The sequence below is a fragment of the Asanoa iriomotensis genome (assembly GCF_016862515.1).
Lineage (GTDB): Bacteria > Actinomycetota > Actinomycetes > Mycobacteriales > Micromonosporaceae > Asanoa > Asanoa iriomotensis.
The window spans coordinates 80491-106749 of record NZ_BONC01000013.1 but is presented as its reverse complement, the minus strand read 5'-3'; the positions used below and the strand labels follow the sequence as shown (position 1 = coordinate 106749).

Sequence of the window (26259 nt, the reverse complement as noted above, 5' to 3'; positions counted from 1 at the left end):
TTCGGCGGCGGGGCGTGGCACTATGCGGCGTGCCTCCGTACGCCGCCGCACCCTTCGTCGCGGATCTGCACATCCACTCCAAGTACTCACGCGCCTGCAGTCGCGACCTAACCCTCCCCAACCTCGCACTCTGGGCGCGCCGCAAGGGCGTCACCCTCCTCGGCACCGGCGACTTCACCCACCCGGCCTGGTACGACCACCTGAGGGAAAACCTCCAACCGGCCGAACCCGGACTCTTCCGACTCAGCCGCGACGCCGAGCAGGCCGCCACGAAACAGCTCCCGCCGAGGCTGGCAGCGACCGAGGAACAGATCCGGTTCACCCTCTCCGTCGAGATCTCCACGATCTACAAGCGGGACGACCGCACCCGCAAGGTGCACCACCTGATCTACCTGCCCGACCTCGAGGCCGTGGCCCGGTTCAACGCCGCGCTCGGCCGCGTCGGCAACCTCGCCTCCGACGGGCGCCCGATCCTCGGCCTCGACTCCCGCGACCTCCTCGAGATCACGCTGGAGGCGAGCCCGGACGGCTACCTCGTCCCGGCCCACATCTGGACCCCCTGGTTCTCCGCCCTCGGCAGCAAGTCCGGCTTCGACGCGATCGCCGACTGCTACGCCGACCTGGCCGACCACATCTTCGCCGTCGAGACCGGCCTGTCCTCCGACCCCGCGATGAACTGGCGCGTATCCAGCCTCGACCGCTACCAACTGGTCTCCAACTCGGACGCCCACTCGCCGCCGGCCCTCGCCCGCGAAGCGACCGTCCTGGACACGGACCTCGACTACTTCGCCGTGCGCGAAGCCCTCAGAACCGGCGACGGCCTGGCCGGCACGCTGGAGTTCTTCCCCGAGGAGGGCAAGTACCACGCCGACGGCCACCGCCTCTGCGGCGTCAACTGGGAACCGGCGCAGACCCGCCAGGCCGGCGGCCTGTGCCCGCAATGCCACAAACCCTTGACCATCGGCGTCCTCAGTCGAGTCGAAGACCTCGCCGACCGACATGACGGAGAAATCCGCAAAAATCGGAAGCCGACCCAGCACCTCCTCGCCCTAGCCGAGATCCTCGGCGAGATAAACGGCGTCGGTCCGAGATCCAAAACCGTGGAAGGCAAGCTCAACACCCTCGTCGCCAACCTGGGCCCCGAGCTGACCGTCCTCCGCGACACCCCGCTCGACGACATCAAGAAGACGGGCGGCGACCACCTCGAAGAGGCCATCCGCCGCCTCCGCCGCGGCGAGGTCCACCGCACACCCGGCTACGACGGCGCCTACGGCATCATCCGCGTCTTCGACAAGGACGAGCTGCCCAGCAGCACCCCACAGGCCGACACCCTCTTCGACGTGCCGAAGCAGACGAAGAAGAAAGCCACGCCACGGGACCGCCCCTCCGAGGGCTCAGCCCGCCGCGGCCCGGTCAAGCGCGTCGAACCCCCGATCCCGCCACCACCGCAGGTTTCACCCCACGAGCCGTTCGAGCCCATGCTCGCCGGCATGGAGGAGGTCGGCACCGGCCTGCTCGACCGCCTCGACGCCATGCAGCGCGTCGCCGCCTCCGCACCCGGCGGCCCCATGCTGATCGTCGCCGGCCCCGGCACCGGCAAGACCCGCACGCTCACCCACCGCATCGCGTACCTCTGCGCCGAGCTCGGCGTCTTCGCCGAGCACTGCCTCGCGATCACGTTCACGAGGCGGGCCGCCGAAGAGCTGCGCACCAGACTGGACGGCCTGCTCGGCCCGGTCGCCCAGGACGTCACCGTCGCGACCTTCCACTCCCTCGGCCTGACCATCCTGCGCGAGAACGCGGCCGCCGCCGGCCTGCCGAAAGACTTCCGGATCGCCGACGACACCGAGCGCGAGGCCGCCCGCAAGGAGGCCGGCGACGACGACGCGACCTACGTCAAGCTGCTCCGCGGCCAGGACCTGGTCGACCTCGACGAGCTGGTCACGCTCCCGCTGCAGCTCCTGCGCAAGGACCCGGACCTGGTCGACCGCTACCAGGGCCGCTGGCGGTGGATCTTCGTCGACGAGTACCAGGACGTCGACGACACGCAGTACGAGCTGCTGCGCCTGCTCTGCCCGCCCGACGGCAACCTCTGCGCGATCGGCGACCCGGACCAGGCGATCTACTCGTTCCGCGGCGCCGACGTCGGCTACTTCCTGCGCTTCGGGGAGGACTTCACCGACGCGCGCCTCGTGCGGCTGACCCGCAACTACCGCTCGTCCGCGCCGATCCTGGCCGCCGCCGTGCAGGCGATCGCGCCCTCGTCGCTGGTCCGCGGCCGCCGCCTCGACCCGGCCCGGCTCGACCCCGAGGCGCCCCTGGTCGGCCGCTACCCCGCCACGACGGCCACGGACGAGGCCGACTTCGTCGCCCGTACCATCGACGACCTGGTCGGTGGCCTCTCCCACCGCTCCCTCGACTCGGGCCGGATCAGCGGCAACGCGGCCGGGGTCTCGTTCTCCGACGTCGCCGTCCTCTACCGCACCGACCAGCAGGCGGCCCCGATCCTCGAGGCGCTGTCGCGGGCCGGCATCCCGGTGCAGAAGCGCTCGCACAACCGGCTCCGCGACCGCGCCGGCGTTGCGGCAATCGCCCGTGAGCTGCGGCTCGCGAACACCGACACCCCACAGACCGAACTGCCCGCACGCGTACGCCGAGCCGGCCAACTGCTGGCCGAACGGTTCGCGACACCCACGCTGGACAGCACCGGCAACGCCCCGAGCCCGGCCGATGTCTGGTCGGCCGTCGAGGTGTTGACCCCGCTGGCCCAGCGTTGCGGCAACGACCTCGAGCAGTTCCTCGCGCAACTCGCCACCGGTGCCGAGGTGGACGCCCTCGACCCCCGCGCCGAGGCCGTCACGCTGCTCACCCTGCACGCCGCCAAGGGCCTCGAGTTCCCCGTGGTCTTCCTGGTCGGCTGCGAGGACGGCCTGCTGCCGCTGCGGATGTTCGACCGGAACACGGACGACGACGTCGCGGAGGAGCGCCGGCTGTTCTTCGTCGGGGTGACCCGCGCGCAGGACCGCCTCTACATATCGCACGCACAGCGCCGGTTCCGGCTCGGCTCCGAGCGGGACACCGGCCCGACGCCGTTCCTCGACGCGATCGACGCCGGCCTCTTCGAGCGGCTCGGCGCGACCGAGGAACGCCGACCCAAGGACCGGCAACTGCGCCTGATCTGAACCGCGTCATCGGCCAGGGGTACGTTTGGCGCGGTTCCGGGAGGTGAGCACCACCCGGTCAGACGCTACGGTGACCAGAGCCACCGATGAAGACTCCCTCGGCCAGGAGGAAACGTCCATGTCGAACTACGGACCGCCGAGCGGTGGGCCGCACCACGGCCAGCCGCAGGAGCCCTGGCAGGGCCGTCCGTCGAACGACCCGTACGGGCAGCCGTCGGACCCATGGGGTGGCCAGGACCCGTGGGGTGGCCAGCCGCAGTCCAGCCCACCCGGCGGACCCGGCTCACCCACCTACACCAACCCGGGCTACGGGCAGAACGACCCGGGCTACGGCCAACCCGACTACGGCCAGCCGAACTACGGCCAAGGCGGCGGCCAGCCCGGCTACGGCGGCCAACCCACCTACGGTGGCCAGCCAGGCTACGGCGGCCAGCCCAACTACGGCGCCCAGCAGGACTACGGCCAGCCGAACTACGGACAGTCGACACAGCAGTACGACCAGAACTTCCCGCAGTACGGCACCGAGCCCGCCTGGACCACGCCGCAGGAGCCGCCGCGCAAGAAGCGCAGCCCCATCGTCGCCCTGGTGGTCGTCCTCGCCGTGCTGGTCTGCGGCGGCGGCGCGGCCGCGGTCTACTTCGTCGGCCGCCCGGACGAGACCGACCAGGTCTCCACCCAGAGCACGACCGACCCGTCGGCCGGTCCGACGCAGGCGGCACAGGAGTCCGCGACGCCGAAGCCCGAGTCGTCCGCGGACGCCCGCTTCGTCAAGAAGGGCCAGTGCGTCAAGAACGTCGGCTCGGCGGAGGACCCGAAGCTCGAGATCGCCAAGTGCGCCGCGAAGACCTACCAGGTGCTGGCCCGCTTCGACGCGGCGACCACCGGGCAGGCCGACGCGGAGAAGAAGTGCAAGGACGTCGAGGGCTACACCGACTGGTACTTCTTCGACAGCCCGCTCGACCTCAACGACTACGTGCTCTGCCTCAAGCTCCGCAACACCTAGTCGAACCTAGCGTCGTCTAGCACAAACCAAAGAAAGCGCTAGACGAAGCCAGACCGCGACACGCCGTACCCACATCTACGCGTTTCTAGGGTCTTTGCTAGATCGACCGATACGGTCATCGACATGGATCCGGTGCGCAACCCCTACGCACCCGGTGCCGGCCAGCGGCCACCGGAGCTGGCCGGGCGCGACCGCGAGCTCGACGTCTTCGACGTGGTGCTCGAACGGGTCGCCCGCGGCCGCCCCGAGCGCAGCCTGGTGCTCACCGGCCTGCGCGGGGTCGGCAAGACGGTGCTGCTCAACTCCCTGCGCTCCCAGGCGATCGGCCGGCTCTGGGGCACCGGCAAGATCGAGGCAAGGCCCGACCAGTCGCTGCGCCGCCCGGTCGCGGCCGCGCTGCACATGGCCGTGCGGGAGCTCGCACCCCGGCACCGCGCGCCGGACCGGATCGACGAGTTCCTCGGCGTGCTCAAGGCGTTCGCCCTGCGGGCCAACCAGGCCAACGCCAAGCTGCGCGACCGCTGGCAGCCCGGCATCGACGTGCCCGCGAAGGCCGGGCGGGCCGACTCCGGCGACATCGAGATCGACCTGGTCGAGCTGTTCACCGACGCCGCGGCCGTGGCCACCGACGTGGGCACCGGGGTCGCGCTGTTCATCGACGAGATGCAGGACGTGCCGCCCGACGACGTCTCGGCCCTGTGCGCGGCGTGCCACGAGCTTTCCCAGCTCGGCGCGCCGTTGATCGTGGTCGGCGCCGGCCTGCCGCACCTGCCCGCGGTGCTGTCCGCGGCCAAGTCCTACTCGGAGCGACTGTTCCGCTACCAGCGGATCGACCGGCTCGACCGGATCGCGGCCGACCAGGCGCTCGGCGCCCCGGCGGCGCGGGAGGACGTCGAGTACGAGCCGAAGGCGCTCGACCTGCTCTATGACAAGTCGGGCGGATACCCCTACTTCGTCCAGGCTTACGGCAAGGCGACCTGGGACCACGCCCCGCGTACCCCCATCACCGCTGACGACGTCCGGGTCGCCGCACCCGAGGCCGAGGCCGAGTTGGCGGTCGGCTTCTTCGGGTCGAGGTTCGAGCGCGCGACGCCGGCCGAACGCGAGTACATGCGTGCGATGGCGAGCCTGGCCGCGAGCGGCACCGACGACATGGACATCGCGGTGGCCACCGCCGAGGTGGCACAGGCACTCGGCCGCAAGCCCGCCAGCCTGTCACCGGCCCGCGACGCCCTGATCAAGAAGGGCCTGATCTACTCCGGCGAACGCGGCACCGTCGCCTTCACGGTCCCCCACTTCGGACGGTATCTGCGCACCCAGCCCTAGCGTTTGGGGGATACGGCGGCTCCCGACAGGGTATGAGTTAAGCCATGAGTCCCGTACGCACGGTCGCGCGCCTGTTTCTCAGCACGATCTTCGTCGTCAGCGGCGCCCGCTCGGTCGCCCGGCCGACGGTGCATGTGGCCAAGGCCCAGAAGGTGTCCGAGAAGGTCGGGCCGCTGTTCGAGAAGGCGAACAAGAGCCTGCCTTCCGACGCCGAGACGCTCGTGCGGTTCAACGGTGCGGCGCAGGTCGCGGCCGGTCTCATGCTCGCGACGGGTCGGTTCACCCGGCCCGCCGCGCTGGTGCTCGCCGGCACGCTGGTGCCGACGACGCTGGCCGGGCATCCCTTCTGGACGATCAAGGACCCGATCGAGCGACGCCACCAGGAGACGCACTTCATGAAGAACCTCGGGTTGTTCGGCGGGCTGCTGATGGCCGCGGCCGACAACCAGGGTCGTCCGGGTCTGGCCTGGCGGGCGAGCCACTATGCGGGACACGGCCGGCACGCTCTCGAGCACGGCCGGCACAACCTGGAGCATGGTCTGCACTCCGTCGAGCACAGCGGGCAGTCCCTGCGCCGAGCAGCCAAGACGGCCAAGCGGGAAGCGAAGATCGCCTATCGGGCCGCGGCCGCTGGACGACGCCTGCCAAGCTGAACCTAAGCTGTGAATCAGACAGGAACTACCTGAAACGCATGAACCAGTCGCCCTGCGTTAACGTGGACGAAATGTCGCGAACTAGTGTGGGATCGGACACGGTCAGATAACGCGACGGGTGGCGTAACACGGGCCCCTTTAGGCTCGATGACGGACCTGGACGGCACGTTACAAAGGGTACGGGGGTGGCCACGCCATGCCGGCGACCGTCGGGAGACGGATGGACCGCCTCGTCCAACCCAGCAGCCCTGTCCGTGGTGGGATCTTCAGTCGGAACGTCGTGCGCCTCGGCATCCTCGCCGGCGCTTTTGTCACGGCCTGGTACGCCATCGGTGCGTTCGGCAGGCCGTACAACTTCTTCGACATGAAGATCTACCACGGTGCGGTTGTCTGGTGGGCGAGCGGACATGATCTCTACGCGTATTCCGCGCCGGACACCGGGTTAGGTTTCACCTACCCGCCGTTCGCGGGAGTGCTCATGCTCCCGATGTCGAAGGTGCCGTTCGGCGGGGCCGCCTGGATCAACGTGGTCGCCAGCCTGATCGCGCTCGCGGTCGTGATGTGGGCGCTGATGGGCCCGATCGCCCGCCGCTACGGCTGGTCACGCTGGTTCGCCGTCGGCCTCACGGTGGCCGCCGCCGCGGCGACCGAGCCGGTCCGCGAGACGCTCGGCTACGGCCAGATCAACCTCCTGCTGTTCCTGCTGATCATGGCCGACCTGGTCGCGCTGCGCTGGCGCGCCCGCACCAGCGCCGGCTTCCTGCCGACCGGCGGCTCGCTGGTCCGGTTCATCCGCGGTGGCTCGTGGGCCGGCGTCGGCATCGGCCTGGCCGCGTCGATCAAGCTGACCCCGGCGCTGTTCGTCGTCTACCTGATCGTCACCAAGCAGTGGCGGGCGGCGTTCACGGCGATGGCCACGGCCGTCGGCGTCAGCGCGGCGACGTTCATGGTCGCCGGCAAGGACTCCGCCGCGTACTTCCTGCGGGTGATCTGGGAGACCGAACGCGTCGGCGCCGCCGACATGACGCCCAACCAGTCGCTGGCCGGCGTACTCGCGCGGCTCTACGACACGACCGAGGCGCCGACCCTGCTGTGGATGTCGTTCGCCCTGCTGGTCTTCGCCCTCGGCCTGTCCCGCGCCGCGCGCGCCCACGCCGACGGCGACGAGCTCACCGCGTTCGTCCTGGTCGGACTCACCGCCAACGTGATCAGCCCGATCTCGTGGAGCCACCACCTGGTCTTCGTGATCCCGGCGATCCTGGTGCTGGCCGACGCCGCGATGCGCCGCCGCGACGCCAGCCGCGGCCTGGAGAGCGGCCGCCGCCTGACCAGGCGCGGCCTGACACCCAGCGCCGGCATGGGCGGCCTGGCACCGCTGCGCACACCCATCTGGTTCCCCGCGCTGACCGGCCTCCGCCACGCCAGCGCCGCGGTCGCGGTCTACCTGCTCTTCGTGATCTCACCGATCTGGCCCTACGAGCACCAACTGCCCGAGTTCTCCCACTACGAGGACGGCCTCTGGGGCGCCCTCATGGAAAACTCGCTGGCGCTCGCCCTGATCATCCTGGTCGCCACCCTGCCGTGGCGGCCCGGCGCGGAGCCGGCCTTCTATCCGGAACGCTTCCGCATCGACCGCCGTGCGATCCGCCAGCAGCAGCAACAGATCCACCAGCGGTAAAAGAGGCTTGCCCGGGCCCGTCGGGGGCGCGACCGTCGCTCCCGCCGGGCACCGCTCGCTTCGCTTCGCTGCCAGGCCCGCGGTGGTCAGACCGCCCCTATGGACAGTTGACCCATTCCTCGGTGCCGTCGGTGAAGACCTGGCGCTTCCAGATCGGCAGGCGGGCCTTGGCCTCGTCGACCAGCCGGCCGCAGGCCGCGAACGCGGCACCGCGGTGTGCGGTGCTGACCGCGGCCACCAGGGCCACGTCACCGATCTTCAGTGCGCCGACCCGGTGTGACACCGCAACCGCGTACACCTCGGGATCCTTGGCGATCTCGGCAGCGACCTCGCGCAGCACGTCGAGCGCCGTGGGATGTCCCTCGTAGTCGAGCGAGACCACCGGCCGGCCGCCGTCGTGGTCGCGGACCACGCCCTGGAACGAGACGACCGCGCCGGCCCGCGGGTCGGCCACCGCCGCCTCGTGCGCGGCCAGGTCGAGCGGCTCCGCCGTCACGTTGACGATCACGGTCGTTCTCCCGGGAGTAGCGGCAACGGTACGAACGGTACCCGCGCGCCCGGCTCGCCGGACGTGCCCGGCACGATCACCGCGAAGCCGTGCGCCTGGGCCAGCCCGCGCAGCATCGCCGAACCGACGTGCCGCATCGGCCGGGCCGTGCCCGCGGCGGCGTCCACGTGCACGAGCGCCAGGTGCGTGAAGTCGCCACGCCCCGGCACCGGCTCGGCCAGTTCCACCGTGCCCAGCGCCGGCAGGGCCCGCCCGCGCAGGCCGGCCAGCAACGGCTCGACCAGCGACGCGAGGGCGACCAGTGCCGACTGTGGATTGCCCGGCAGACCCGCGATGAACCGCGCCCGGCCGTCGTCGCCGACCACCCGGGCGACCAGCATCGGGAAGCCGGGCCGCACCGCGACGGTGTTGACCAGGTATTCGGCGCCCAGCTCGGCGAGCGCCGGGTGCAGGTGGTCGACCGGGCCGTGCATGGTGCCGCCGGTGGTGCAGACCAGGTCGGCGCCGGCCAGCGCCGAGCGGATCGCCGCCACGTGTGCTTCTAGGGTGTCCTCGACCGGCCCGACGGCACCGGGCGCGAGCTGGCACCCGAGCCGCCGAAGCAGGGCCGGGACGTTCGGACCGAGCGCGTCCCGGACCCGGCCGTCGCCCGGCGGACCCTGGGTGAGCAGCTCGTCGCCGAAGACCCGCAGCGCGGCGCGGGGTCGCGGGTGCACGCGCAGCGTGTCGTAGCCGCAGGAGGCGGCGAGCCCGAGCACGCCCGGGTCGACCGGCGTGCCGGCCGGGACGAGCAGCTCACCCAGCTCGGCCTCCTCGCCGGGCCGGCGCCACTCGATGGTCTCCCGCAGCCGGCCGGTGATCCGGCCGTCGCCGGTGTGCCGCGACTCCTCGACCCGGAGCACGCCCTCGGCGCCGGGCGGCAGCATCCCGCCGGTGGCGATCTCGACCGCGGTGCTGTCGCCGGTCAGCGGTGCGGGGGAGTGTCCCGCCAGCACTTTGCCGACCACGGTCCACGGCGCGTCGCCACGGACGGCGAAGCCGTCCACACTCGACGTCGGGAAGGCCGGCAGCGTGGTCAGCGTGACCAGGTCCTGCGCGAGGGTCAGCCCGTCGGCCTCCTCGACCGGCAGCTCGACGGGTGCCAGCGCGGCCGCGCGGCCCGCCTCGTACATCTGGTTGCGGGCCTCGCCCCACGCGGTCGGCGCGGTGGTCGCGACGGTCTCGGCGGTCACCCTGCGAGCCTATCGCCGCGTGGGCCGCTCAGAGGTTGGGCACCGGATGATCCCCGCCGCGGAGCTGGTCGACCGCGTGGATCAGGATCGGGCCGAGCACGGCGAGGCCGTCGCGGGCGCCGCCCTTCGAACCGGGCAGGTTGATCACGAGGGTGCGGCCGGCGACACCAGCGACACCGCGGGACAGCGCGGCGGCCGGGATCTTCTCGCGGCTGTGCGCCCGGATCGCCTCGGCGATGCCCGGCACCTCGTAGTCGAGCAGCACCTTGGTCATCTCGGGCGTCTGGTCGGTCGGCGTGATGCCGGTGCCGCCGCTGGTCACCACCACCTCGATGCCCTCGGCGATGGACATCCGCAGGGCCTGGGCGACCGGCTCGCCGTCGGGCACCACGATCGGCTCGCCGACCTCGCACCCGATCTGCCGGAGGCCCTCGACCAGGATCGGCCCACTGGTGTCCTCGTAAACCCCGGCGGCCGCCCGGTTCGACGCGACGATGACGCGGGCGCGTATCACTGCTCGTCCTCCCTGCTCCACAGGCCGGTCTTGCCGCCTTCCTTGCGCAACACCCGCACGTCGCTGATGGACGCGGCCGGGTCGACGGCCTTGACCATGTCGACGAGCGCCAGCCCGGCGGCGGCGACCGCGGTCAACGCCTCCATCTCGACCCCGGTGCGGTCGGTGGTGCGGGTGACCGCGGTGATCTCGACGGTGGTCTCGCCGAGCGTGAAGTCGACGGTGACGCCGGTCAACGCGATCGGATGGCAGAGCGGCACGATGTCGGGCGTCTTCTTGGCGCCCATGATGCCGGCGATCCGGGCCACCGCGAGAGCGTCGCCCTTGGGCAGGCCGTCGCGGCGCAGCAGGTCGATCACCTCGGCCGTGGTGCGGAGCTGGCCGGCAGCGGTGGCGCGCCGAGCGGAGACGTCCTTGGCGGAGACGTCGACCATGCGGGCCGCTCCGCTCTCGTCGACGTGCGTCAGGTTGGTCTCACCCACGCTTCGAGCCTATCGGGGCCCACCGACACCGTGCGGTACCGACGCTTTCCCGCTCAGTTATATCGATCTCGTACTATCGCACAAATTTTGTCCGCCGGCCGCACGGTTTGCTAATGCACGCTGAATGCATTTGCCGCCGGTCCGGAAGGAGCATAGACCGTTAACCGATCGGCTACGCAGCGTGTCAGATTGACGGTCAGCCCAGTGGAATTGCTCCCGAGTTATGGAGATTGGTCCAAGTATGCAGATGCGGAGCGTTGACATAAGTCACGCGACCGGGGGTGGTTCCTTACCTCATCTGGGTCGAGAATGTTCATTGCCCGCGCGCCCACACAATCACCGAGCCGGCGGTGGAGTTCGATTTCCTCGAACACTCCCGACCGAATCGTACAAACCGCACCGCGTCCAACGCGCTACGCATTCACGACGGGACGCATCGTGACAAAAGGGCACCCAATTAGCGAATGCTGCTCATATTGACATATCCCGGTTCAAATCCCGCCGATCTCAACCTACAGTTGTGCCATCGCCGGAACAAGCCGGCAAAGCACAGGCGGGAGCGGGACATGCCCAAGACTCACGAGTGGGACTGACGACAAGCAGCAAAGAGGTCACGTTCCGGTATGCTGACGTCACTCTTGGGTGGCGCTCTGATGAGGGACGATTGACCGACAGATCAAATCCCCACCACAACGCGACCGATCGGCAGCTGCGGCTGCTAGTCGGTCTCGTGGTGTTTGTGGCGTCGATACCCATCGGTGCCTCCGCCTATGCCATCGCCTCCGGCCGGTCGCACGACACGTCGATCCTCGTCGTCATCGGATTGATCGCCGCGGTGATCGCCTCCAACCGCGCCAAGGTGAACGTGCGGTTGCGGTCCAACAAGTGGGGCCAGTCCTGGACCGACATCGTCGTCCTGGTCGGACTGACCATCGCCCCGCCGCCCTGGGTGGTGCTCTGCACCGTGGTCGGTGTCGCGATCGGCCGCCTGCTCGCCCGCGTCAGCCCAATCAAGATCGCTTTCGGTGCGGCCAAGGACACGGTCTGGGCATCTGTCGGTGCGGGCGTTCTCTACGCCTATGGCGCCGATTTCCGTGGTGGTGCTCCAGAGTTCCACGCCGCCGCTCTGGTGCTCGCCTTCATCGCACTGACTGTTGTCGACGAATTAATCGCCAATCCGGTAATCGCACTCGGCACGCGTACGCCACTTCGGCAGTTCTTTCTCCGCTATCTCGACATTCGTGTCGGTTTCGGCGCCGCGCGCCTGGTGGTGGCGGTGTTCGTGGTCTGGCTCCTGTCCGTCAACCGCGACGCTCAACTCCTTCTTGTCGCACCACTGCTGATCCTGACCCTGCATCTCTGGTATTCGGGCCGGATCCGCAAACGCGACGAACGCATCTCCTGGCAACGGCTGGCCACCTCGGCCGAGGCACTCAACGACGTCGACCTGGGGCGGGTGCTGGAAGTCGCCGTCAAATGGGCACCTGAGCTCTTCTCCGCCGACGGCGCCGAGGTGGAACTGTTCGACGGCGATCCACCCCGTCTCGTCCGCGGCACCGGCGGCAAGATCGACACCAACAACGACGACACACGGCGGACCGACGCATTCGTGATCACAACCGTTCTCGAGGGCCGCGCCGACAAACGGCCGGTCGGCGAGTTCCGCCTTCATTTCCGCGGCGCGGTGACGCTCAACGAGATGGAGAACTACAAGCTCCGGACGTTCGCGTCCGCGCTCAACACGGCGATACACAACGCGTCTGCTTACTCCGAACTCCAGCGGGTGGCGGTCGTGCACGCGCACGACGCGGCGCACGACGCGCTCACCGGCTTGGCCAACCGCCGGCAACTGCTAGACGAGGGCCAGAAGAAGATCGCCCAGGGGCACGCCGACGGTGTGATCGCCCTGCTGCTGCTCGACCTCAACCACTTCAAAGAGGTCAACGACACGCTCGGCCACGCGGCCGGTGACGACGTGCTCAAGCAGGTGGCCGACCGGCTCAAGGCGGCCGCCCGCGACGGCGACCTGGTCTCCCGGCTCGGCGGTGACGAGTTCGCGGTGCTGCTGACCGGCCTGCCGGCACCGGCGGTCGCCGCGCACCGGGCCGAACGGCTGGTCGCCGCCCTGCGCGAGCCGATCGAGGTCGAGGGCATGCGGATCAGCGTCGAGGCCAGCGGCGGCATCGCGACCGCGCCGAGCAGCGGCGGCATCGCCGAGTTGCTCCGCCGCGCCGACGTCGCCATGTACCAGGCCAAGCGGTCCGGTGGACGGATCGCGACCTACTCGCACGCCCGCGACACCGCCGACATCGGCCGGTTCGCGATCACGGGCAGCATGTCCAGTGCGGTCGCCGACGGCACGCTGACCGTCGACTTCCAGCCGATCGTCGACCTGGTCAGCGGCGAGGTCCGCGCGGCGGAGGCGCTGGCCCGCTGGCACCACCCCGACCACGGCACCGTCGATCCCCTGCGGTTCCTCGAGACGGTCGAGCGCAGCGGCCTGCTGCCGGCATTCGCCGAGGCCGTCCTCGACCAGGCGCTGCTGGCCTGCGTCTCCTGGCGGGAGGCCGGCTTCGACCTGCCGGTCGCGGTCAACGTCGCGCCGCGCAGCCTGCTCGACCCGCGGTTCCCGGGCTCCGTGATGACCCGGCTGCGCACCCACGACCTGCCGCCCGACCGGCTCATCCTGGAGCTGACCGAGACGTTGACGATCAGCCAGCTCGAGGTGGTCGACCAGGTGCTCGGCCGGCTGCGCGACGAGGGTGTCCGGCTGGCGCTCGACGACTTCGGCACCGGCTACTCGTCGTTGTCGGTGCTATCCCGGATACCGGTACACGAGCTGAAGATCGACAGTCAGTTCGTCACCGCGATGGAGACCTCCCCGGAGGCCGGCGCGGTCATCCGGTCCACCGTCGACCTCGGGCGCAGCCTCGACCTCGCCGTGGTCGCGGAGGGCGTCGACAGTGAGCCGCAGCGACGCGCGCTGTGGGAGCTCGGCTGCGCCGCAGGCCAGGGCCAGCTGTTCGCCCGGCCGATGAGCGCCGCGCGGCTGCTGGTGTCGCTGCACCGGGGCTCCGGCGGCCGGCCCGGCACGCTCGCGCCGGCACTGCACGACGAGGGCGCGGTCATCCGACTCAGCCCGCACCGGCGGGCGGCGCCGCGACAGCGCGGCGAGCGTTTGCCACACTTGGGCGGATGATCACCTGGTCCCGGCTCGACCGTGCGGCCGGCGGCCTGGCCTTCGACCTCGGGTTGTACGCCGTCTCGGCGGGATTCGCCGCGATCACCGCGGTCACCTCGACGCTGTTGCCGCACCGGGCGTGGGGCGCGGTCGCCGCCTGGGGGTACGCCGCCGCCGCGATCGCCGTGCTCGTGCAGTGGCTCGCCGGCAACCGCGACCCGCGGCTGCGCGCCGCGATCACCGGCGTCGTCTGGATCGCCACAGCCTGGTTGCCGATGCTGATCCAGAGCGTCGAGCGGGCCGGCGGGCGCACCGACCGCGCACAGGAGGAAGTGCTGGTCGTCGAGGACGGCGGGAGTCGCCTGCTGCACCACGCGACGCCGTACCTCTCCGACGACACGATCGCCCGCCTCCCGGCCGACGAACGGTTGCTCGGCTATCTGCCGTACCAACCCGGTATGTCGCTCTTCGGGCTGCCGCGGGCCGTGGCGGGCGACTCCTGGGTGACCGACGCCCGGGTCTGGTTCCTGCTGGCCACGACCGTTGCGCTGGCGCTGGCCGTGGCGTTGGTGCGCGGTCCGCGGGTGTTGCGTGCCGTGCAGCTGACAACGGTGCTGCCGGTTTGCGCGTTGACCGTCGCGACCGGCGGTGACGATCTGCCGGTCCTGGCGTTGTGCCTGCTCTCGCTCGCGTTGTGCGCCCGTTCGCGGTGGGGGTGGGCCGGGGTCGCCGCCGGCCTGGCCGCCGCGCTCAAGCTGTTCGCGCTCCCGATCGTGGCGGTGCTGTTGATCCACGCCCTGACCCGGCGACGGCTGGGGCGGTTCGCGATCGGGGCGGTCGCGTTGCCGGTGCTGGCGATCCTGCCGCCGCTGGTGCGCGATCCGGGTGCGCTGTTCGACAACGTGATCGGGTTCCCGCTCGGGCACGGTGTGGTCACCAGTCCGGCGGCGTCGCCGTTCCCCGGTCACTTGATCGCCTCCGGGTTGCCGGGCGGGCGGTTGATCGCCGCGGGCCTACTCGGGCTGGCCGGTGTCGCGATCGCGGTGTGGCTCGTGCGGCGGCCGCCGCGGACCGCTTACGCGGCAGCCCTTTTCTGCGGGTACGGGCTGCTCGCCGCGATCCTGCTGATGCCGTCGACGCGGTTCGGGTACCTGCTCTACCCGGTGGCGTTGTTGGCCTGGGCGCCGGCGCTGGCGCTGGGCGGGTCCGCCGAGGCACGCGATCGGGTGGAAGAGGGGACGGGCGGGCGCGCGACGGCGTACACCTGAATGGGTGGGGTCTTCTTATCCCAACCGGGCAGCGGCGGGCGCGGCGCTCGCTGACGCGTTGGCCGGCTACGCGGGCCGGCCCGACGTCGTCGTGCTCGGCCTGGTCCGCGGCGGCATGCCGGTCGCGGCGGCCGTGGCCCGGCGGCTCGGCGTCGCGCTGGACGCCCTGGTCATCCGCAAGCTGGGCGTGCCGTGGGCGCCGGAGGTCGCGTTCGGTGCGCTGGGCCCCGGCGGTGTCGTGGTGCGCAACGACGACGTGACCGCGCGGCTGGAGCAGGGCGAGATGGACGGGGTGCTCGAGCGGGAGACCGCCGAGCTGGCCCGGCGTTCGGCTCACTACCGGGGTGGGCGCCCGCCGCTGGCGTTGGCCGGCAAGGTCGCGGTGCTGGTCGACGACGGGCTGGCGACCGGCGCGTCGGCCCGGGCAGCGGTGGCGGTGGCCCGCGCGCTGGCCGCCGACCGGGTCGTGCTCGCCGTGCCGGTCGGCTCCGGGCGTGCGCTGGATGTGTTGGTGCCACTGGTCGACGAGCTCGTCTGCCCGATGCGGCCACCGTCGTTCGGCGCGGTCAGCGAGTTCTACGACGACTTCCACCAGGTGACCGACCGCGAAGTGGCCGAGGCGCTCGATGTGCGTCCACCCGGTACCGTCTAGTGATGCAGATGACCTGTCCGAAGTGTCGTGGCGAGATGCGTACCTACGAACGCAGTGGCGTGACCATCGACCAGTGCGGCGAGTGTCGTGGGATCTTCCTCGACCGCGGCGAGCTGGAGAAGCTCTTCGAGGCCGAGGCCAACTGGAACCGTCAGCATGGCGGCGCTCCGGCGCCGGGCCAGCCAACGCCGGCCGGATACGCGCCCCCGCCGCCGCCCCCGCCGGGTGGGCACGGGCAACCCGGCTACGCGCAGCCGAGCCACGTGCCGCCGCCGCCCCCGCCGGCGCACTACCCGCCGCAGCCGGCCTACGGCGGGCATGGTGGGCACTACGGCTACCACGGCCACTACCGCAACAAGCGTCACAAGGGCTTCCTGGGCGAGCTCTTCGACTGAGTTCTTGATGCGCGGGGGTCGGTGGCCGTTTGTCGGCTGCCGGCCCCCTCTTCGCATGAGATCGTCTAGATATGACGGCTCCCGCCCTTGCCGCCGCATATGACGCGATCACCGCGACGGTGCTCGGTTTGACCGACGACGACCTGGTGCGGGGCACGCGGTGTCGGGGCTGGGTGGTCGCCGACGTGCTGCACCATCTGCTCGACGACGCGCGGCGTGCGCTGGTGACGTTCGCCAGCACCGTGCCGGGTCCGTCCGATGTGGATCATGTGAGCTACTGGTCGGCGTACCCGGGCAGCTCGGATCCGGTTGCCAGCCGGCACAACGCCTGGTTGACGCGGCGCGCGGCGAGCGCCTTCGACCGACCGTCGGCGATCGTGGCGGTGTGGGCGGAGACGGCGCCGGCGGCCGCGCGGGCAGCCGCGGATGCCGACGCCGCCTCGTTCGTGGCGACGCAGGGCCACGTGCTTTCAGTGCCGGACTTCGTCGCGACGCTGGTCACCGAGGCGGTCGTGCACCACCTGGACCTCAGCGTGTCGCTGCCGGCCGCGGCCGCGCCGCCGGCGGTCGCGCTGGACGTCGCCGTGTCCACGATGGATGGTCTGCTGAGCGACGAGGTCGTGCGGCCGATGAGCTGGTCGCCGACGGAATACCTGCTGAAGGCCAGCGGCCGCGAACCGCTGACGCCGCGGGACCGGGTGGCACTCGGCGAGGCGGCGGGCTGGTTTCCGCTGCTTTCCTAGATGGCCATGTCGACGAAGCGGGAGAGGTGGAGCTGGGCCGCGACCGTCACGGTGTCGGTCGGCCCGTTCCGGTGCTTGGCCACGATGAAGTCGGCCTCACCGGCCCGCGGCGACTCCTTGTCGTAGTAGTCGTCGCGGTGCAGCAGGATCACGACGTCGGCGTCCTGCTCGATCGAGCCCGACTCGCGCAGGTCGGAGAGTTGGGGCCGCTTGTCGGTGCGCTGCTCGGGGCCACGGTTGAGCTGACTCACGGCGATGACCGGGCACTCGACCTCTTTGGCCAGCAGCTTGAGGCCACGGGACAGCTCGGCGACCTCCTGCTGGCGGCTCTCGGTGCGCTTCGGTGAGCTCATGAGTTGGAGGTAGTCGACCACGATCATCTTGAGGTCGTGGCGCTGCTTGAGCCGGCGGGCCTTGGCCCGGATCTCCATGAGGTTCATGTTGGGCGTGTCGTCGACGAACAGCGGCGCCTCGCTGATCTCGCCCATCCGGCGGGCCAGCTTGGTCCAGTCGTCGTCGGAGAGCTGCCCGGAGCGCAGCACGTGGAGGGGCACCCGGGCCTCGGCGGACAAAAGCCGCATGACAATCTCCACTTTGCTCATTTCGAGCGAGAAGATCGCACTCGCGCAGTTGTGGCGAATAGCGGCATTTCTGGCGAAGTCCATGCTCGCCGTGCTCTTGCCGAGACCCGGTCGGCCGGCGACGATCACGAGCTGGCCGGGGTGCAGGCCGTTGAGCAGGCGGTCGAGGTCGGTGAAGCCGGTCGGCACGCCGGTCATCACGCCGCCCTGCGCACCGACGGCCTCGATCTCGTCGAGGGTCGGCTGCAGCATGTCGGCGAGGATCGCGAAGTCTTCGCTGACCCGCTTCTCGGTGACGTCGTAGATCGCCTGCTGGGCCAGGTCGACCACGTCGTCGACGTCGCGGCCGCCGCCCGCGGCGGAGCCGTAGCCGAGCTGGACGATCCGGGTGCCGGCCTCGACCAGGCGGCGCAGCACGGCGCGCTCGGCGACGATGCGGGCGTAGTAGCCGGCGTTGGCCGCGGTCGGCACGCTGGCCATCAGGGTCTGCAGGTAGGGCGCGCCGCCGATGCGCATCAGGTCGCCGTCGTCGGCGAGCTTCGCGGCCACGGTCACGCCGTCCGCGGGCTCGCCTCGGCCGTACAGGTCGAGGATCGCGTCGAAGACGGTCGCGTGGATGGGGCGGTAGAAGTCGCCGGTCTTGAGGATCTCGACGACGTCGGCGATCGCGTCCTTGGAGAGCAGCATGCCGCCCAGGACGCTCTGCTCGGCGGCGACGTCCTGCGGCGGCGTCTTGTCGTAGCCACCGCCGTCGCGCTGTTGCGGGGGCGGGGGGTCCTGCGGCGGGCCGGACGGGCGGCCACCGCGCACGTCGTCGGTGATCGACACGGGAGCCCCCTCTCGTACGGTTGTACTATAACCGAAACATGATCGGTTTTCCCCCGACACGACTGGGGGATGCCGCGTCGGTTCCACCTCGAACCGAACGGCAACGATATGAGCCCGTGCCGTGTCAGGGCAAAAAGACACGTGGATGAACCTTTGGACAACCTGTGGAAAGCAGGCCAGAGGGTGTGTGGAGACCTGTGCACAGCCTGTGTACGACCACTGTGAACGGCCCGGCAAGGTGCGTCTGACGTGCGGTTCCTCAATCCCCAATGTGTGGACGAAAGAAATATGCGGTATCCAGGACAGGCCACGGCTGCCTGGGTCGACTACCATCTACGCGTCCGTTGCTTGTCTTTGACGCACCGGGCGATTGCGATCCGATACAGGAAGGTCACGCTCGAGCCGTGGACTATCGGGATTGGGCGCGCGGTGACGACAACCCAGTGTCGTCGCCTCGGTCTCGTTCGTCCCGATCCGAGGAGCGGCCGCGCCGCACAGGCACCCGCCGCGGCGTCCGACCGACGGCGGCCGAGCCCAACCCTGATGCGGTGTCCCAGTGGGATCCGCTGGGCGCGTCCGGCGGCGAGTTGGCGGCGATCACGCAGCTCGAGGACACGGCATCGTTCAAGCTGCCGAAGGACCTGTTCGAGGGCGGCCCACCCGACGCCGACGACGGCGACATGGTGATCGTGCCGACGGGTGGCAGCTGGCGTGGCTCGCGCGACGAGCCCCCGACACGCAGCCGCCGGCGACGTGATGACGACGCGGACGACGAGATCGAGCTGTCCAGCGGTGGCCGGCGCCGGCGTGACGTCTCCGACTCCCGCGCGGCGCGCGTTCGGGCCGACGACGTCGAGTTGTCCAGTGGTGGTCGACGTCGGCGGGATATTTCGGATTCGCGTGCCGCAGGCGATTGGGCTGACGACGTCGAGCTGACCAGCGGCGGGCGACGCCGTCGGGACGTCGCGGGTTCGCGGGCGGTCGACGACGACATCGAGCTATCCAGCGGCGGACGGCGCCGACGCGAGGCTGGCGACTCCAGGGCCGGCCGGTTCGACGACGCCGGCGACATCGAGCTGACCAGCGGCGGAGGACGCCGCCGCAGTGCGAGTGACTCCCGAGCGGACAGATTCGACGACGACAGCGACATCGAGCTCACGAACGGCGGACGGCGTCGCCGCGACGGCGGCGGCCGGGCGATCGAGGGCGAGATCGAACTAGCCGGCGGCGGACGACGGCGCCTTGACGCCAGCGACTCGCGGGCCGGCAGGTTTGACGAGACCGGCGACGTCGAGCTGTCGAGCGGCGGCCGGCGCCGGCGGGATGTGACCGATTCCCGCGCCGGCCGGGCCATCGAAGGCGAGATCGAACTAGCCAGCGGCGGACGACGGCGCCTTGACGCCAGCGACTCGCGGGCCGGCAGGTTTGACGAGACCGGCGACGTCGAGCTGTCGAGCGGCGGCCGGCGCCGGCGGGATGTCACCGATTCCCGCGCCGCGCGCGACTGGAGCGATGGCTCCACGGACATCGAGCTGTCGAGCGGCGGCCGCCGGCGCCTCGACGCCGGCGATTCTCGTGCCAGGCGGTGGGACGACGGGGACACCGACGTCGAGCAGACCAGCGGCGGGCGCCGGCGGCGTGCGGCCGACGGCGTCGAGCCGGCCGGTCGAGGCCGGCGCCGGACCGACGACGGTGAGGCCGACACCGGGCGCCGGAGCTGGCGCGACGAGGCGACGGACACGGAGCTGCCGAGCATCGGGTACGCGGCGTCCGCACCGGTCGAGCCGTCGCCTGGCGGCCGTCGGGCGCGTACCGACGACGAACCGCTGAGCCGCGGCCGGCGCCGGAGGCATGGCGCGGCCGACGAGACTGGATCGCGCGGCTGGCAGGCCGAGCCGACCGAGACCGAACTGCCCGACCTTTCCCGGCCGAGCGACACCGGCACGATGCGGGTGCCGCTGCGCGGGCGGTCCAGCCGGCACGCGGAGGACGCCGACGAACCGAGCCAGACCTGGCACGGCGAGTCCGCCGGTCGCGGCCGCCGCGGGCGGCACGGCGAGACCGACACCACTGACGGCAGCCGGCGAGGGTGGTCGGACGGGTCTACCGACCCGGAGACGACCGGCACGCGGCTCAGCCGGCGGGCCGCCGAGGACGAGGCGCCACCGGCCCGGGGCCGCCGGCGGCACGGCGAGCCCGACCCGATCGAGTCGACGGGCCACGGCCGCACCTGGAGCGAACGGGCCGACGACCGCCCACGCGGCCGCAGCCGGCACGCTGAGGCCGACCCGGTCGACCCGCCCAGCCGGAGCCGCCGCGCCCGGCAGGACGAGACCGACGCCGACCCGCGTGGCTGGCGGGACGAGGCCGAGCAGACCGGGCACGGTCGCCGGGCCGCCGAGCGCGACCCGCGCGGCCGAGGCCGCGATGAGGACCCCGCCGCCCGTGGTTGGCGGGGCGAGGGGGCACGCGGCGACGTACCCACGCAGCGACGCCGTGCCCGCGATGACGGCGACCCGCCCGCGGGCGGCGACGCGTCCGACCCCCGCCGCGGTTCCTGGGCCGGCGAGCCGGACTCGGACCGGTGGCGCCACCCGGACATGACCGGGGAGTGGTCGCGCCGGGCCATGGCGCCCATCGAGCCCGATCAGGAGCGGCCCGACGACCAGCGGACCAGGGACGACCGCCCCGGACCCGACGACGGACGACACGGCCGCTCGAGGGCGACCCGCGACGCGGCCGGCACGGAAACCGGTGACTGGCGCGCCGGGGGGCGCGCGCGCCGGGACTCCGGGCACCGCCCGAGCGACGACGGTGTGGACACCGGCTCGTGGGAGCGGATGACGGACACGGGCCAGTACGACAGCACGACCTCGACCGGCGAGTGGGACCGGCTGGTCGGCAGCATCGACGACGAGGCCGAGGAGAAGTTCGAGGCCTTCTGGTCGGGCCACCGCCTGGCCGGCGACGACCCGCGCTGGGTGGAGACGCCGGCGACGGCACCCCGCTCGCCCGCCATAGGCCTGCCTGAGCCGCGCCGCCCGGAACCGGACGGCTACGACGACGGCGGCCCGCGCCGCGGCCGGTCGCAGTCCGAGGCCGACCGCGCGGAAGCAATGGCCCGCGCGGCGGTGCCGCCTGCTCTGGACGCCACCGACCCGGGCTGGGGAGCCCCGGCCCGCGCCGCACGCCAGGCTCCGGCGCCACCCAGGCAGGCGCAGCCGCAGCCGCAGCGCCGCCCGATGCGCTGGCAGCAGGAGGAATTCGAACAGCTGGACACGGACAACGGCGGCTTCCTGGCGGCGGTGCTGTACGCGGCCGCCTGGTACGCCGTACCCGTGCTGGCCTTTGGCATCTGGCTCATGACCTTGCCCGCCGTCGCCGTGGACGACTGCGTCAGCGACGTCACCGGCGGCGGCTGCGACTCGCCCCGTGCGCAGGCCTTGGAGGGCCTGCTCTCGGGGGTGCCGCACTTCGGCGTCGCGCTGGGCATCAGCCTGATCGCCGCGGTCGCCCTGCGCTGGCTGGGCCACAGCTGGCGCGCGGGCAGCGTCGGCCTCGCGGCCGCGGTCGTCGGCGGCGGCCTGGCCGCGGTCCTCAACAGCGTCCTCACCGGCCAACCACTCGGCTAAGGCCGAGATCGGGCCCGCGGCTCGTCTTGGAATCGACCTCGCCGCCCACACGCCGCGGGTCACGCCACCGACCGCCCCACACCGCGAACCGAACGCGACTCGCGCCGACTGCCTGGCACCCGACGCACGAACGGCCCCGCACCGCTTGCGCGGTCACGAAGCGCGAACCGCGCCCACCCGCTTGAACGGTCACGACGCACGAACCGCGCCGACCCACTGCGCGACCGCGATACACGAAGGGCGCCGCCCGCCTGTGCCTTCGCGATACACGAACCGCGCCGCTCGGCTGCGCGACCGCGACACACGCACCGCGCCCACCCACCTGCGCGACCGCGAACCACAAACCACGCCCACCCACCTGCGCGGTCGCGGCACGCGAGCCGCGTTGCACGCCTGCGCGATCGCGATACACGAACCGGGTCCGCGGGCACGGAGCATGAACCGCGCCCACCCACCTGCGCGATCGCGATACACGAAGGGCGCCGCACCGCTTGCGCGGTGGCGACGCCCTTGTGTGGTGGTGCTTATTACTTGCTGCGGTTGACGTTCACGTCGAACGTGGCGGTCACCTCGGGGTGAAGCTTGACCTTCACCGGGTAGCTGCCGGTCGACTTGATGTGACCCGGCAGCTCGAGGCGGCGCCGGTCCAGCGACGGGCCGCCCGCGGCCTTGACCGCGTCGACGATTTCCGCCGGGGTGACCGAGCCGAACAGGCGGCCGCCGTCGCCGGCGCGGACCTGCAGGGAGACCTTGAGGCTCTGGAGCTGGGTCTTCACCTCGTTGGCGTGGCCGAGGTCGCGGATCTCACGAGCCCCGCGGGCCCGCTTGATGTTGGTGACCTCTTTCTCCGCACCCTTGCTCCAGCGGATGCCGAAGCCCTGGGGGAGGAGGTAGTTGCGGCCGTAGCCGTCCTTGACGTCCACCACGTCGCCGGGCGTGCCGAGGCCGGACACCTCCTGGGTCAGGATGACCTTCATGTCGGTGCCTCCTCTCAGCGAGCCGTGGCGGTGTAGGGGAGGAGCGCCATCTCGCGCGCGTTCTTGACAGCACGCGCGATCTGACGCTGCTGCTGGGACGTCACACCCGTGACCCGGCGGGCGCGGATCTTGCCCCGGTCGGAGATGAACTTGCGCAGCAGCGCGGTGTCTTTGTAATCGATGTAGGTGATCCCCTCCTTGTCGAGCGGGTTCACCTTCTTCTTCGGCTTGCGCAGCGCGGCAGCCTTAGCCATTGCTCGTGCTCCTGGTGATTTAGAACGGGGGCTCGTCATCGGAGTAGCTGTTCGATCGGCCCGAACCACTCGAGGCGCCTGCCGGCTGGGCTGTCGCCCAGGGGTCGTCGAAGTTGTTGCCTCCGCCGCCTCCCTGGCCGCCGCCACCGCCGGAACCGGAGCCGAAGCCGCCACCACCGCCGCCAGAGCGGGACATCTTCTGCACCTTCGCCGTGGCGTAGCGCAGCGATGGGCCGATCTCGTCGACCTCGAGCTCGATGACGGTGCGCTTCTCGCCCTCGCGGGTCTCGTAGGACCGCTGCTTGAGCCGGCCCGAGACGATGACCCGGGAGCCCCGCTGCAGCGACTCGGCGACGTTTTCAGCCGCCTGCCGCCACACGGTGCAAGAGAGGAAGAGTGGCTCGCCGTCTTTCCACTCGTTGGTCTGGCGATCCATGATCCGCGGGGTCGATGCCACGCGGAACTTGGCGACCGCCGCGCCAGACGGAGTGAAGCGCAACTCGGGGTCGTCGGTCAGGTTCCCGATGACCGTGATGGTGGTGTCTCCTGCTGCCATGACCGTCTCCTCGTGCACTCATCGAGTCACTGCCGTACAGGCTGCCAGAGCCGTACGACAGAGTTTGTGAGGCTTGGTTCGGACTGGCCTGGACGCTTTAACGCGTCTCGGGCCGGATGACCTTGGTGCGCAGCACGGACTCGTTGAGTCGCAGCTGACGGTCCAGCTCAGCCACCGCCGCGGGCTCCGCCTGCAGATCGATGACGGCGTAGATGCCCTCGGCCTTCTTGTTGATCTCGAACGAGAGGCGCCGGCGGCCCCACACGTCGAGCTTCTCCACCGAGCCGCCCGCGGTCCGAATCACGTTCAGGTACGTGTCGAGCGACGGGGCGACGGTGCGCTCCTCGAGACTGGGGTCGAGGATCACCATGACTTCGTAATGACGCAAGACGTGCTCACCTCCTGTGGGCTAAGCGGCCGCGGTCCTTCCGCGGCAGGAGGTCGTGCGTCGTTGCCCAGGCACCCTGCCGGTGCGGACAACCCCACCACAATACCGGAGAGCCCCTGCGTACGAGTCATACGGGTCGTCCGGACGTGCTAAGGGCCCCTTCGCTGAGGAAGGGGCCCTTTCGCAGAGCCGCGGAGCGCCTTGAATCCGCATTCTTTGGGTGGGACCTGGGGAGGAACGACCACACCGACGAGGTTGGACGCAGGCGCCCCGCGGAGCCTTGTGACTGATATTTAGTTTACGCGGCTCGGGTCCGACTTGCACGTTGAGCGATAATCGCCCTAATTGCCCCAGCCGATACGCCGACGACGCAGACTGTCGCGATCAACGCCAGCAGCCCCGTCGGCGCGCTGTCACTGACCGGGTCGACCGAGGCCAGCGGCTCGGCCGCCGCGCCGGCGATCGTGGTCGCGCCGTCGACCCCCGTACCCCCGTCGGGGTTGACGAAGCTGTCCACCGCGAGCGCTGCCGCGTCCGGGTCGGCCTGTTCGTCCGAGTTCGCCGGGTCGGCGCCCGGGTCCGCCGCGCCGGGCGTGGCGGCGGCATCCGGGTTGTCGCCGGCCGGCCGTTCCGGAGACTGCCGATCGCCGCCCGCCGCGGTCGGGTTGTCGGCGTTGTCAGCCGAGCCGCCGCTGTTGCCAGTGTTGTTGCCAGTTCCGCTGCCGCCGCCCCCGCGCGGAGCGGTCGGCGGGTTGGCCGGCGTGTCGTTGCCGGTCGCGGCGGGCGGCGGCGGCGCGAGCACCTCGACCCGCACGGCCTTCTCGTCCGCGAGCACGCAGTCCGGCTTGAGCGCGAGCTCCACCGGGCCGCGGTGGAAGAGCACGTCCGCGGTCGCGCCGGACGCCACCTCACCGCGGGTCGCGCCGTCGAGCAGGAGCTTCGCCTTGCGGCCCGTCTTGTTGACCACGCGCAGCGTGCTCTCCGCGGGCACGGTCACCGAGGCGGCGCTCGGCTTGGCGCCGCAGGCCACCCCGAGCAGCCCGTCGCCGGTGAAGACGACCTGGCTGTTGGTCTCCGCCGGCTCCGCGGCGAGGGCGGCGCCCCCGATGGCCAGCGGTGCCGCGACAAAAAAGGCGGCGAGCGCGGACGCACCGGTACGGCGTCGGATGGCGTGCAACGTTCACAACTCCCGTGGTCGGCCGGTACTCGGAGGCTCCTGCTGGTTCAGCGGCCTCCTGCTGGTCTATCCCGCTAACGAGGCGGAAGCCGGGACGGTGACGCGGGCCACTGGGCGATTTGCGAGGAATTCCGGAAGCGGGCGCCAGTGCGCGGTTGTCGTACCCGCGACGTAGGCTCGCCCCCATGCGCATCGGAGCTCACGTTGACTCGACGGACCCGTTGGCGGCCGCGGCAGCCCGCGAGGCCGACGCGGTGCAGTTCTTCCTCACCGACCCGCAGGGCTACAAGTCGCCGAAGCCACGCGCCGACGCCGAGGCGCTCAAGGCGTCCGAGGTGGACATCTACATCCACGCGCCCTACCTGATCAACGTCGCCACGCTCAACAACAAGATCCGGATCCCGAGCCGCAAGCTGCTGCTGGCCCACGCGGCCGGTGCCGCCGACATCGGCGCCAAGGCGGTGATCGTCCACGGCGGACACGTGGGCGCGGTCGACGAGTTGGCCACCGGCTTCGACAACTGGCGGAAAACTTTCGCGTACGCGCAGGAGAACGGTGGTTTCGCCACTCCCGTGCTGATCGAGAACACCGCGGGCGGCGACCACGCCTGCGCCCGCAAGCTCGACATGCTGGCGCGACTATGGGACGCGGTCGGCGACTACGAGGTCGGTTTCTGCCTCGACACCTGCCACGCCCACGCCGGCGGCGAAGACCTGCTCGGCCTGGTCGACCGGGTCAAGGCCATCACCGGCCGCATCGACCTGATCCACTGCAACGACTCCAAGGACCCGTTCGACTCGGGCCGGGATCGACACGACAACCTAGGTTCCGGGATGATCGACCCCGAGCTGCTCATCGCGGTCGTACGCGCGGCCGGCGCCCCGGTCATCGTCGAAACACCCGACGAGGCCGACGGCCAAGCGACCGACATCGCGTTTCTACGCGGCAAGGTGTGACGTTAGGCGCCATTAGGGGGTGTCTCGTGGATCCGGGCGGCATGCCGGCGAGGTCCAGTCGGCGTCCGGGCACACGCGGAGATCGTGCGCCGC

At 71.0% G+C, this 26259-nt stretch carries 21 protein-coding genes and 2 pseudogenes; 13 read left to right on the top strand and 10 right to left on the bottom strand.

Going from position 1 to position 26259, the window contains the following annotated elements; genetic code table 11:
* Positions 1-29 precede the first annotated feature (29 nt).
* The 6 genes and pseudogenes from Air01nite_RS41890 to Air01nite_RS11950 form a co-directional block, all read left to right on the top strand.
* Positions 30-1346: pseudogene (locus Air01nite_RS41890) on the top strand (endonuclease Q family protein); the annotation flags it as partial.
* 99 nt (positions 1347-1445) lie between these two features.
* Positions 1446-3182, top strand: a pseudogene (locus Air01nite_RS41885) (ATP-dependent helicase); the annotation flags it as partial.
* Between the two features lie 118 nt (positions 3183-3300).
* Positions 3301-4185: an LppU/SCO3897 family protein gene (locus Air01nite_RS11965; RefSeq protein ID WP_203702075.1), complete on the top strand. Its 885-nt coding sequence runs from the start codon at positions 3301-3303 to the stop codon at positions 4183-4185.
* A gap of 123 nt (positions 4186-4308) precedes the next feature.
* Entirely contained in the window at positions 4309-5511 is a 1203-nt protein-coding gene (locus Air01nite_RS11960; protein WP_203702074.1) for an ATP-binding protein, read from the top strand.
* Between the two features lie 44 nt (positions 5512-5555).
* Complete coding sequence (locus Air01nite_RS11955) at positions 5556-6164, top strand: DoxX family protein (RefSeq protein WP_203702073.1); 609 nt, start codon at positions 5556-5558, stop codon at positions 6162-6164.
* A 196-nt stretch (positions 6165-6360) separates the two neighbouring features.
* On the top strand, positions 6361-7842 hold the full coding sequence (locus tag Air01nite_RS11950; protein WP_203702072.1) for a glycosyltransferase 87 family protein: 1482 nt from the start codon (positions 6361-6363) through the stop codon (positions 7840-7842).
* A gap of 97 nt (positions 7843-7939) precedes the next feature.
* Here the strand turns inward: Air01nite_RS11950 and Air01nite_RS11945 are convergent, their stop codons facing one another.
* The 4 genes from Air01nite_RS11945 to moaC form a co-directional block, all read right to left on the bottom strand.
* Entirely contained in the window at positions 7940-8350 is a 411-nt protein-coding gene (locus Air01nite_RS11945; protein WP_203702071.1) for a molybdenum cofactor biosynthesis protein MoaE, read from the bottom strand.
* Positions 8347-9522, bottom strand: coding sequence for a molybdopterin molybdotransferase MoeA (locus tag Air01nite_RS11940; RefSeq protein WP_203702118.1), 1176 nt, complete (start codon positions 9520-9522; stop codon positions 8347-8349). Before Air01nite_RS11940 ends, Air01nite_RS11945 begins: the two co-directional genes overlap by 4 nt.
* An 88-nt stretch (positions 9523-9610) precedes the next feature.
* Positions 9611-10096 carry a MogA/MoaB family molybdenum cofactor biosynthesis protein gene (locus tag Air01nite_RS11935; protein WP_203702070.1) on the bottom strand — a complete coding sequence of 162 codons (486 nt, stop codon included), beginning with the start codon at positions 10094-10096 and terminating at the stop codon, positions 9611-9613.
* Positions 10093-10578 (bottom strand): cyclic pyranopterin monophosphate synthase MoaC, encoded by a 486-nt coding sequence (moaC, locus tag Air01nite_RS11930; RefSeq protein ID WP_275408194.1) that lies wholly within the window; start codon positions 10576-10578, stop codon positions 10093-10095. Before moaC ends, Air01nite_RS11935 begins: the two co-directional genes overlap by 4 nt.
* A gap of 664 nt (positions 10579-11242) precedes the next feature.
* Here moaC and Air01nite_RS11925 point away from each other — a divergent pair.
* The 5 genes from Air01nite_RS11925 (at position 11243) to Air01nite_RS11905 (ending at position 16817) form a co-directional block, all read left to right on the top strand.
* Positions 11243-13777: a putative bifunctional diguanylate cyclase/phosphodiesterase gene (locus Air01nite_RS11925; RefSeq protein WP_203702069.1), complete on the top strand. Its 2535-nt coding sequence runs from the start codon at positions 11243-11245 to the stop codon at positions 13775-13777.
* The gene (locus tag Air01nite_RS11920; RefSeq protein ID WP_203702068.1) at positions 13774-15027 is read left to right on the top strand and encodes a glycosyltransferase 87 family protein; all 1254 of its coding nucleotides are present in this window, start codon (positions 13774-13776) and stop codon (positions 15025-15027) included. Before Air01nite_RS11925 ends, Air01nite_RS11920 begins: the two co-directional genes overlap by 4 nt.
* 4 nt (positions 15028-15031) lie before the next feature.
* A complete protein-coding gene (locus Air01nite_RS11915; RefSeq protein WP_203702067.1) occupies positions 15032-15679 on the top strand; it encodes a phosphoribosyltransferase in 648 nt (215 codons plus the stop codon).
* A complete protein-coding gene (locus Air01nite_RS11910; protein WP_203702066.1) occupies positions 15679-16074 on the top strand; it encodes a TFIIB-type zinc ribbon-containing protein in 396 nt (131 codons plus the stop codon). The genes Air01nite_RS11915 and Air01nite_RS11910 overlap by 1 nt, the downstream gene beginning before the upstream one ends.
* A gap of 71 nt (positions 16075-16145) precedes the next feature.
* Positions 16146-16817 (top strand): maleylpyruvate isomerase N-terminal domain-containing protein, encoded by a 672-nt coding sequence (locus Air01nite_RS11905; RefSeq protein WP_203702065.1) that lies wholly within the window; start codon positions 16146-16148, stop codon positions 16815-16817.
* Here Air01nite_RS11905 and dnaB read toward each other — a convergent pair.
* The gene (gene dnaB / locus Air01nite_RS11900; RefSeq protein ID WP_373310385.1) at positions 16814-18220 is read right to left on the bottom strand and encodes a replicative DNA helicase; all 1407 of its coding nucleotides are present in this window, start codon (positions 18218-18220) and stop codon (positions 16814-16816) included. The two genes, Air01nite_RS11905 and dnaB, sit on opposite strands and share 4 nt — an antisense overlap.
* A gap of 554 nt (positions 18221-18774) precedes the next feature.
* Between dnaB and Air01nite_RS11895 the strand changes: the two genes are divergently transcribed.
* The gene (locus Air01nite_RS11895) at positions 18775-21858 is read left to right on the top strand and encodes a hypothetical protein (RefSeq protein ID WP_203702063.1); all 3084 of its coding nucleotides are present in this window, start codon (positions 18775-18777) and stop codon (positions 21856-21858) included.
* Positions 21859-22385: 527 nt separating this feature from the next.
* Here Air01nite_RS11895 and rplI read toward each other — a convergent pair.
* The 5 genes from rplI to Air01nite_RS11870 form a co-directional block, all read right to left on the bottom strand.
* Positions 22386-22835 (bottom strand): 50S ribosomal protein L9, encoded by a 450-nt coding sequence (gene rplI, locus Air01nite_RS11890; RefSeq protein ID WP_203702062.1) that lies wholly within the window; start codon positions 22833-22835, stop codon positions 22386-22388.
* Positions 22836-22849: 14 nt separating this feature from the next.
* The gene (gene rpsR, locus Air01nite_RS11885) at positions 22850-23089 is read right to left on the bottom strand and encodes a 30S ribosomal protein S18 (protein ID WP_089250287.1); all 240 of its coding nucleotides are present in this window, start codon (positions 23087-23089) and stop codon (positions 22850-22852) included.
* Positions 23090-23108: 19 nt separating this feature from the next.
* The gene (locus Air01nite_RS11880) at positions 23109-23663 is read right to left on the bottom strand and encodes a single-stranded DNA-binding protein (RefSeq protein ID WP_203702061.1); all 555 of its coding nucleotides are present in this window, start codon (positions 23661-23663) and stop codon (positions 23109-23111) included.
* Between the two features lie 79 nt (positions 23664-23742).
* On the bottom strand, positions 23743-24033 hold the full coding sequence (gene rpsF, locus Air01nite_RS11875; RefSeq protein ID WP_089250289.1) for a 30S ribosomal protein S6: 291 nt from the start codon (positions 24031-24033) through the stop codon (positions 23743-23745).
* A 298-nt stretch (positions 24034-24331) separates the two neighbouring features.
* Positions 24332-25210 (bottom strand): hypothetical protein, encoded by an 879-nt coding sequence (locus tag Air01nite_RS11870; protein WP_203702060.1) that lies wholly within the window; start codon positions 25208-25210, stop codon positions 24332-24334.
* 185 nt (positions 25211-25395) lie between these two features.
* Between Air01nite_RS11870 and Air01nite_RS11865 the strand changes: the two genes are divergently transcribed.
* The gene (locus Air01nite_RS11865) at positions 25396-26166 is read left to right on the top strand and encodes a deoxyribonuclease IV (protein ID WP_203702059.1); all 771 of its coding nucleotides are present in this window, start codon (positions 25396-25398) and stop codon (positions 26164-26166) included.
* Positions 26167-26259 lie beyond the last annotated feature (93 nt).